The 7,199-nt window shown below is 71.0% G+C and carries 6 protein-coding genes; 2 read left to right on the plus strand and 4 right to left on the minus strand.

The features are described from left to right. Window positions 1-19: 19 nt before the first annotated feature. Window positions 20-952, plus strand: coding sequence for a L,D-transpeptidase (locus tag PLE19_06255; GenBank protein HPD14531.1), 933 nt, complete (start codon window positions 20-22; stop codon window positions 950-952). Here PLE19_06255 and PLE19_06260 read toward each other — a convergent pair. The 4 genes from PLE19_06260 to PLE19_06275 all read right to left on the minus strand — a co-directional run bounded on the left by PLE19_06260 (window position 930) and on the right by PLE19_06275 (window position 5,602). Continuing rightward, entirely contained in the window at window positions 930-2,078 is a 1,149-nt protein-coding gene (locus tag PLE19_06260) for a glycosyltransferase (GenBank protein HPD14532.1), read from the minus strand. The two genes, PLE19_06255 and PLE19_06260, sit on opposite strands and share 23 nt — an antisense overlap. A 108-nt stretch (window positions 2,079-2,186) precedes the next feature. After that, window positions 2,187-3,062 carry a phosphatase PAP2 family protein gene (locus PLE19_06265; protein HPD14533.1) on the minus strand — a complete coding sequence of 292 codons (876 nt, stop codon included), beginning with the start codon at window positions 3,060-3,062 and terminating at the stop codon, window positions 2,187-2,189. A 90-nt stretch (window positions 3,063-3,152) separates the two neighbouring features. Then, window positions 3,153-4,361 (minus strand): metallophosphoesterase, encoded by a 1,209-nt coding sequence (locus PLE19_06270; GenBank protein ID HPD14534.1) that lies wholly within the window; start codon window positions 4,359-4,361, stop codon window positions 3,153-3,155. Beyond that, on the minus strand, window positions 4,358-5,602 hold the full coding sequence (locus tag PLE19_06275) for a DegT/DnrJ/EryC1/StrS family aminotransferase (protein ID HPD14535.1): 1,245 nt from the start codon (window positions 5,600-5,602) through the stop codon (window positions 4,358-4,360). The genes PLE19_06270 and PLE19_06275 overlap by 4 nt, the downstream gene beginning before the upstream one ends. 261 nt (window positions 5,603-5,863) lie before the next feature. Between PLE19_06275 and PLE19_06280 the strand changes: the two genes are divergently transcribed. After that, window positions 5,864-7,199 (plus strand): GTP-binding protein (locus PLE19_06280; protein ID HPD14536.1); only part of this gene is annotated, 1,336 nt, incomplete at its 3' end.

A 7,199-nucleotide genomic window follows, 5' to 3' on the forward strand; every position in this document is an offset into this window, starting at 1 on the left:
CCGCGGTATAATGTGGGCCATGTGTGAGCGAGGCGTTCTGGCTCTCGGCCTGGTGTGTCTGGCGGGCGCGCTGGCGGCGGCCGAGCCCGACGAGGCGCTGCGCGCACAACTCGCCTGGCAGATCGCGCTGGACCGCGTGGGCTTCTCGGGCGGCATTCTGGACGGCAAGGTGGGGCCGAAGGGCAAGCTGGCCACGCGCGAGTTCCAGCACGCCCGCGGCCTGCCGGCCACGGGCGCCCTCGACCCGAGGACGGCCGAGGCGCTGGGCGTGGCGCCCGACCGGGCGCTGGCGCCCTACACCGTGACCGCGGCCGACCTGGCCCTGGTGGGGCCTCTGCCCACCACGTGGCCCGAGAAGAGCAAGCAGGACCGCCTGCCGTATCCCTCGCTGGACGAGGCGCTGGCCGAGCGCTTCCACTGCACGCGCGCGCTGCTGGCCGCGCTGAACCCGGGCAAAGAGATCGCCCGCCTGGCCGCGGGCGATTCGCTCCTCGCGCCGGCCATCGCCCCATCCCCGCCCATCCCCCGGGCCGAAGCCCTCGAGGTCAACCTCACGGAGAAGGTCATCCGCGCTTTCGGAGAGGGCGGCAAGCTGGTGGGCCTCTTCCACTGCTCGATCGCGGCCGACAAGGCGCGGCTGCCCTCGGGCCAGGCGAGCGTGATCGTGATCTCGGAGAACCCCGCCTACACCTTCGACCCGAAGATGTGGCCCGAGGTGAAGGACGTGACCCAGAAGCTCACCATTCCGCCCGGCCCGCGCAACCCGGTGGGCCTGTGCTGGATCGGCCTGAGCCTGCCCGGCTACGGCATGCACGGCACGCCGATGCCCGAGATGATCGGCAAGACCGGCTCGCACGGCTGCTTCCGGCTGACGAACTGGGATGCGCTGCGCCTGGCGAAGATGGTGCGGGTGGGCACGCCGGTGCGCTTCACGGCCCGGCCGGGCGACTAGGCGGTTGTTTCCCCTCGACGAGCTCGACGACTCGCTCGGCGATGCGGCGGGCGGGCCGGCGCGGCGCGTAGGCCCGGGCCGCGGCGGCCAGGCGCTGGCGCGCCGCCTCGTCGCCGAGCAGGCGCTCGACGGCCGCGGCCAGCGGCTCGCCGGGCCGCGGGCACTCGACGACGCCCTGGGCCGCGAGGTGGCGGGCGTTGGCCACCTCCTGGCCCGCTAGCGGCGCGATGGCCAGCGTGGGCACGCCCACCGTCACGGCCTCGGTCATCGAGAGGCCGCCCGGCTTCGACACGAACAGGTCGCTCGCCGCCATCAGCTCGGCCACGTAGTCCACGAACCCGAACACGTGCAACCGGGTCTGGCCCACGGGCACTAGGCGCTCGAGGCGGGCGCGGAGCGCCGCGTTGCGCCCCGAGACCACCAGCACGTCGCGGGGCTTGCCGGCCGCCAGGAGGTCGCGCACGGCGCCCTCCATCGGCCCGAGGCCCAGGCTGCCGCCCATCAGCAGCACGACGGGCACGTCGGGGCGAATCTCGTGCTTCTCCTTGAGCGCGGCCACGTCGAACGGCCCCTCGAACGCGGGGTCAATCGGCACGCCCGTGGCCTCGAGGCGCTCGAGGGGGATGCCCGTGGCGGCGAGGCGGATGCGAAGGTCCTCGTCGGGGACGAAGAAGGCGTCAATCTGCCCATTGCGCCAGGAGGGATGGGCGTCGAAGTCGGTGACCACGGTGGCCGCGATGCCGCGATGGATGCCGCGGGCGCGCAGCGCGGCCGCGGCTTCGGACCCGGTGATTTGTGTGGCCAGGATGGCGTCGGGCTGGAACTCGCGGACGAGTTGCTCGAAGGGACGCAGGGCGCGCTGGAGCAGCCAGGGCGGCAGGGTGCCGCCGCGCCTGGGCGGGTGGCGATAGAGCCACCCCCACAGCCAGGGCGCGTGGCGCACGATGAACAGGTAGCCGGTGACGTAGAGGGTGCGGAACCAGGCGGCCGCGTGGTCGCGCAGGTCAATCGCGCGCACCTGCCAGCCGGGCGCCCGTTCGGCCATGGCGCGCGCGATGGCCTCGCCGGCCTTGCCGTGGCCGCCGCCGACCGACATCGCGACGATTAGCACACGCTGGCTCATCATCGGCAGCTCTTGCGGCGCCCCACGGGACGCGCGGGGCAACCGCGGATGAATGGATGAATGGATGGGTGGATGGGTGTCAGACAATCATCCATTCATCCGCCCATCCATTCATCCCCTTTGGTCGCGGTCCAGGGCCTTGTGAGGTCCCTCGGCCCAGCGGCGGGAGAAGACCAGGGCCAGGCCATAGGCCACCAGGCCCACGGCCAGGCCCGCCGCCACGTCGGTGACCCAGTGGATGCCCAGGTAGAGGGTCGAAAGCACGTTCGCCACGGCGAAGAACGTGATAAGCGCGGCGAAGCGCACGTTGCCCAGGTGCCAAGTGATCAGAGCCATCGTCACCGCCAGCGACGTGTGGAAGCTGGGGAAGCAGTTGTCGAGCCCGCTCATCGCGCGGTAGGCCTGCATCACGGCGGGGTGGATGTCGTCGAGCAGCAGCCGCACGGCCTCGGTCCCCACGTCGTGCCGATAGTAGTGGAACACCTCGCGCACAGGCAGCCACAGGTAGCAGGGCAGCACGAGCAGGTAGTTGGCCAGATAACCGATGAGCAGCATGGCCAGGCCGCGGCGATAGCGCAGGTGGTCGAACACGAAGAGCACGACGAACACGATGCAGGGGAACACGACGACGTAGACGAAGCCCAGGAACCACGTGCAGGGCGGGCACGCGAGGCTCTGCTGGAGACTGGCTACGACGGCGCCCTCGAGGGCGTGGACGTCGGCCGTGTAGTCGTGCCCGCGGGCGGCGACCACCGAGGCCGTGAGCCGCTGGTCCACGCCCAAGTGCAGATAGGCGTAGTTGGCGAGCAGGATGGAGAGGCAGGCGGCGAGGTAGAGCGCCCTGCGGCCGTTGCGAAGGGTGCGCCACGCGGAACTGGCGGCGATGCGCCACGGCGCCACGCCGGGCACCGCCACCCACACGAAGAGCAGGATCGTGCCGACCATCAGCGCGGTCTCCACGACCCTGGCCACCAGCGTCGCGCTCATGCGTCTCCTTCGGCTGTTGTCGAGCAAGCCACACTTCGGACCGCAATCTTATAGTCGAAATCGCCGCGCGATGCAAACGAGGGAGGCGGGCTAGCGGGTCTTCTTCGGGGCATCCTCGTGGAGGTAGAAGCCTGGCGCCGTGGCGCGCAACGCGCCGCTGGTGAGGAGCGCCTGGGGCAGCGGCTCGGGGGCCGACGCCGCGCCCGGGGTGAAGGCCGCCTCGAAGCTCACCGCGGCCTCGCCGCCCGGGGGCACGAGGATGGCCTGCCGCATGGGCTCGATCTTCCAGCAGGGGTTGGCGATCTCCCACGCCAGCTCGCCTCGAAGCTCGCGCTCGTGGGGGTTCTTCAGCGCGAAGGCCAGGCGCTGGCGCTGCTCGCGGCCCGGGAGGAAGGTGAAACGCAGCTTCTCGAAGCGGCGGATGTAGCCCAGCAATTCCACGTCGGCGGCGGGGAGGAACTGGCCGAAGTCCCGTCCGCCGTCTCTCTTGGCGAAAATGGCGCGGTCGAGCACATCGGCGTTGTCGGCGATGGCGGTGAGCCGGAGTTGCCCCGGCGTAGCCTCGAACAGGCAGAAGTGATGGCGGCTCGCGGCGCGGGCGGTCCAGGCCTGGGGCGTCGCCGCGCCGAGCGGCTGGCCGCCGCCGCCCGAGACGATCTGCGCCAGGGCGCGCCCCGGCTCGGGGCCGATGGCGTGGGTGCGCTCGTAGCCGTGGTCGTGGCCCGAGAGCACGAGGTCCACGCCGTGCCGGAACAGCAGGGCGATGATGGCGCGCCGCAGGCCGTCGTGGCCGCCGTGGCGTCCCGCGCTGTAGAGCGGGAAGTGCGTCACCACGATCTTCCATCGGGCGCGGCTGGCTTCGAGCGCCTGGCCGAGCCAGCGGGCCTGCACGCTGTCGGCGTCGAACGGCGAGCTTGCGCTCAGGCCGAACAGCTCGACGTCGCCGAAGCGTTGCGCGTGCCATGGGCGGTCGGGAGGCAGGCGGAACTGCTCGCCATAGGCCGTGAGCGCGGCCCGGTCGTCATCGCCGTCCACCGCGAAGTACGGGCACAGGGCCAATAGCTCGCGGGCCGGGTCGAGGAAGTCCTCGCGCCAGCGCGCCCCCTTGTCGCCCTGCGGCACAAAGTCGCCCGTGTGCACCACGAAGGCTGGCTTGTGCGTCGCGATAGCGCGCGCGAGGCGGGCGTGGACCTCGGGGTTGCCGCACGAGTCGCCGTAGGCGGCGAAGCGCAGGCCTTCGGCTTCGCCCGCAGTGCACGGCAGGACGAGCATGAGCGCCAGATGCAGGGCGGGCCTCATCGCAGCCGCTCCGCGTGGCGGCGGATTTTGCGCGCGGCGGCCACGATGGCGTGCATGTCGGCCTCGGTGCCCAACAGCATGCTCTGCGACAGCCACACCACCTCGCGGCACGCGCGCTCGGCGTTCGGGCACACGACCTTCGTGTAGTCCATCTCGCGCCCGTAGTAGGGGCACGAGACGGGACAGTAGGCCGGCCCCGTGCCCTTTCGCTGGAACAACGGGTTGCGGTAGAGCGGGTGCGGGTAGCCTGGGCCGCAGGGCACGCCCTCGGCGCGCATCGCCTCGATGAACCGCTCGCGCGGCAGGCCGAACTCTTCGGCCACGATGCGGATGCCGTAGAGGTGGTACGAGCGGGGATTGGCCCGCGCGTCCTCGCGCATCGTGTGCAGGCCCTCGATGCCCGCGAGGCCGGCGTTGAGGAGCGCCGCGTTCCTCGCTCGGAGCGCCGTTTGCTCGGGCAGCCGGGTGAGCTGGGCGAGCAGCAGCGCGGCCTGGAACTCGGTCATGCGGTAGTTGCCGCCGGGCAGGTAGTGCTCGTACCAGGGCGCGTCCTTGCCGCGGCCCACGTTCGACAGCGAGCGGATGGTGTCGGCGAGGCCGGGGTCGTCGGTGAGCACGATGCCGCCCTCGGCCGAGGTGATGTTCTTCGATTGCTGGAACGAGAAGCCGCCCGCGTGGCCCAGCGCGCCGCAGCCCTTGCCGCGCCACTTCGAGCCCCAGCCGTGGGCCGAATCCTCGATCACCTTCAGGCCGCGGCGGCGCGCGATCTCCCCGATCCGGTCCATGTCGGCCGGCAGCCCGGCGAAGTGCACGGGCAGGACGGCCGCCGTCTTGTCGGTGATCGCCGCCTCCACCTGGCCCGCGTCGAGGTTCAGCGTGTCCAGCTCGATATCCACGAACACGGGGACGGCGTTGGCCTTGAGCACAGCGGTGGCCGTGGCCACGAAGGTGTAGGGCGGCACGATCACCTCCATGCCGGCGCCGATGCCGGCCCCGATGAGGGCCAGCTCGAGCGCCGCGGTGCCGTTGGTGCACGTGATGCCGAACCGCGCGTCCTGGAAGGCGGCGAACCGCTCCTCGAATTCGCGCACGCGCTCGCCGTACCACCACTGGCCGCTCTCCAGCACGGCGAGGAGGGCGCTCCGCTCGCGTTCGTCGTGCACCGGCCAGGCGGGCCAGGGGCCGGTGTGGGCGGGCTCGCCGCCGAGCAGGGCGGGCGTGGCGGAAGAGGAAGGGGACACTGCGGGCCTCCTTGCGCTCAGGGGGTGTGCGGAGATGCTGCCGCCTCGGTGATGGTACCGCCGGTTCCGCTCGGGGTCAAGCCGCCCCGCGGATTCGCTTGCAGAACGACGCGGTTTCCCGTATACTTGTCAGGTGTACCCTCCAGCTCACGCATCCCCAATTGATGGGCCAGGGCGGTTGTGTCGAGGGCCTCGCATCGGGCGAGCGGCGCCTCACTGAGGGGAATTGACGGATAGGCAGCCCGACAGGAGCAGACGGCAGTGGCCAGGGAGTTTCCGCTCGACCGCGTGCGCAACATCGGCATCATGGCGCACATTGACGCCGGCAAGACCACGGCGTCCGAACGCATCCTCTTCTACACCGGCAAGTCGCACAAGCTGGGCGAGGTGGACTCGGGCACGGCGACCCTCGACTGGATGCCGCAGGAGCGCGAGCGGGGCATCACCATCACCAGCGCCGCCACCACCACCGTGTGGCGCGGGCACATGATCAACCTGATAGACACGCCGGGCCACGTGGACTTCACGGTGGAGGTGGAGCGCAGCCTGCGGGTGCTCGACGGCGCCATCGGCCTCTTCTGCGCCGTGGGCGGCGTGGAGCCGCAGAGCGAGACCGTGTGGCGCCAGGCCGAGAAGTACGAGGTGCCCCGCATCGCCTTCGTGAACAAGATGGACCGCGTGGGCGCCGACTTCTTCGGCGTGGTCGAGGACATCCAGAAAGAGCTGGGCGCCAACGCCGTCCCCGTCGTCATCCCCAACATCGAAAGCGATCAGTTCGTGGGCATCGTGGACCTCGTGGAGAACTGCGCGGTCTACTACGGCGACGCCGACCTGGGCACGACGTTCCGCGAAGAGCCGGTGCCCGAGCGTCTGCGCGACGAGGCCGCCCGCTGGCGCCGCCACCTGATCGAGAAGGTCAGCGAGGTGGACGAGCGGCTGCTCGAGAAGTACTGCGCCGACGAACCGATCACCCAGGACGAGCTCCGCGCGGCCATCCGCAAGGCCACCCACGCCCACCTCGTCTGCCCCGTGCTCTGCGGCTCCGCCTTCAAGAACAAGGGCATCCAGCGCCTCCTCGACGCCGTCGTCTACTACCTCCCCAGCCCCATTGACCTGCCGCCCGTGAGCGGCGTGTGCCTCAAGGGCGAGCCGATCGAACGCGTGCCCAAGGACGACGGCCGCCTCGCCGCCCTCGCCTTCAAGGTCGTCGCCGACCGGCACATCGGCAAGCTCGTCTACGTGCGCGTCTACTCCGGCACCCTCCAGGCCGGCACCTACGTGCTCAACTCCAAGCAGCAGAAGCGCCAGCGCGTCGGCCGCCTCCTCCGCATGCACGCCAACCGCCAGGAGATCGTGGACGCCCTCTACTCGGGCGAGATCGGCGCCGTCATCGGCCTCAGCGACACCGTGACCGGCGACACGCTGTGCGCGGAAGAGCACCCGATCATCCTCGAGGCCATCGAGTTCCCCGCCCCCGTCCTCAGCATCGCCGTCACCACCGAGAACCGCCCCAGCGCCGACAAGCTCTCCAACGCCCTCGTCCGCCTCGCCGAGGAGGACCCCACCTTCGTCGTCGCCAACGACCCCGAGACCGACG

This window comes from Planctomycetota bacterium (genome assembly GCA_035384565.1).
Lineage (GTDB): Bacteria > Planctomycetota > PUPC01 > DSUN01 > DSUN01 > DAOOIT01.

What these genes read in the sequence shown, in the direction of transcription:
- PLE19_06265 (HPD14533.1), bottom strand. Translation starts at nt 3,062, where the DNA reads ATGAGCGCGACGCTGGTGGCCAGGGTCGTGGAGACCGCGCTGATGGTC.
- PLE19_06270 (HPD14534.1), bottom strand. Translation starts at nt 4,361, where the DNA reads ATGAGGCCCGCCCTGCATCTGGCGCTCATGCTCGTCCTGCCGTGCACT.
- PLE19_06255 (HPD14531.1), top strand. Translation starts at nt 20, where the DNA reads ATGTGTGAGCGAGGCGTTCTGGCTCTCGGCCTGGTGTGTCTGGCGGGC.
- PLE19_06260 (HPD14532.1), bottom strand. Translation starts at nt 2,078, where the DNA reads ATGATGAGCCAGCGTGTGCTAATCGTCGCGATGTCGGTCGGCGGCGGC.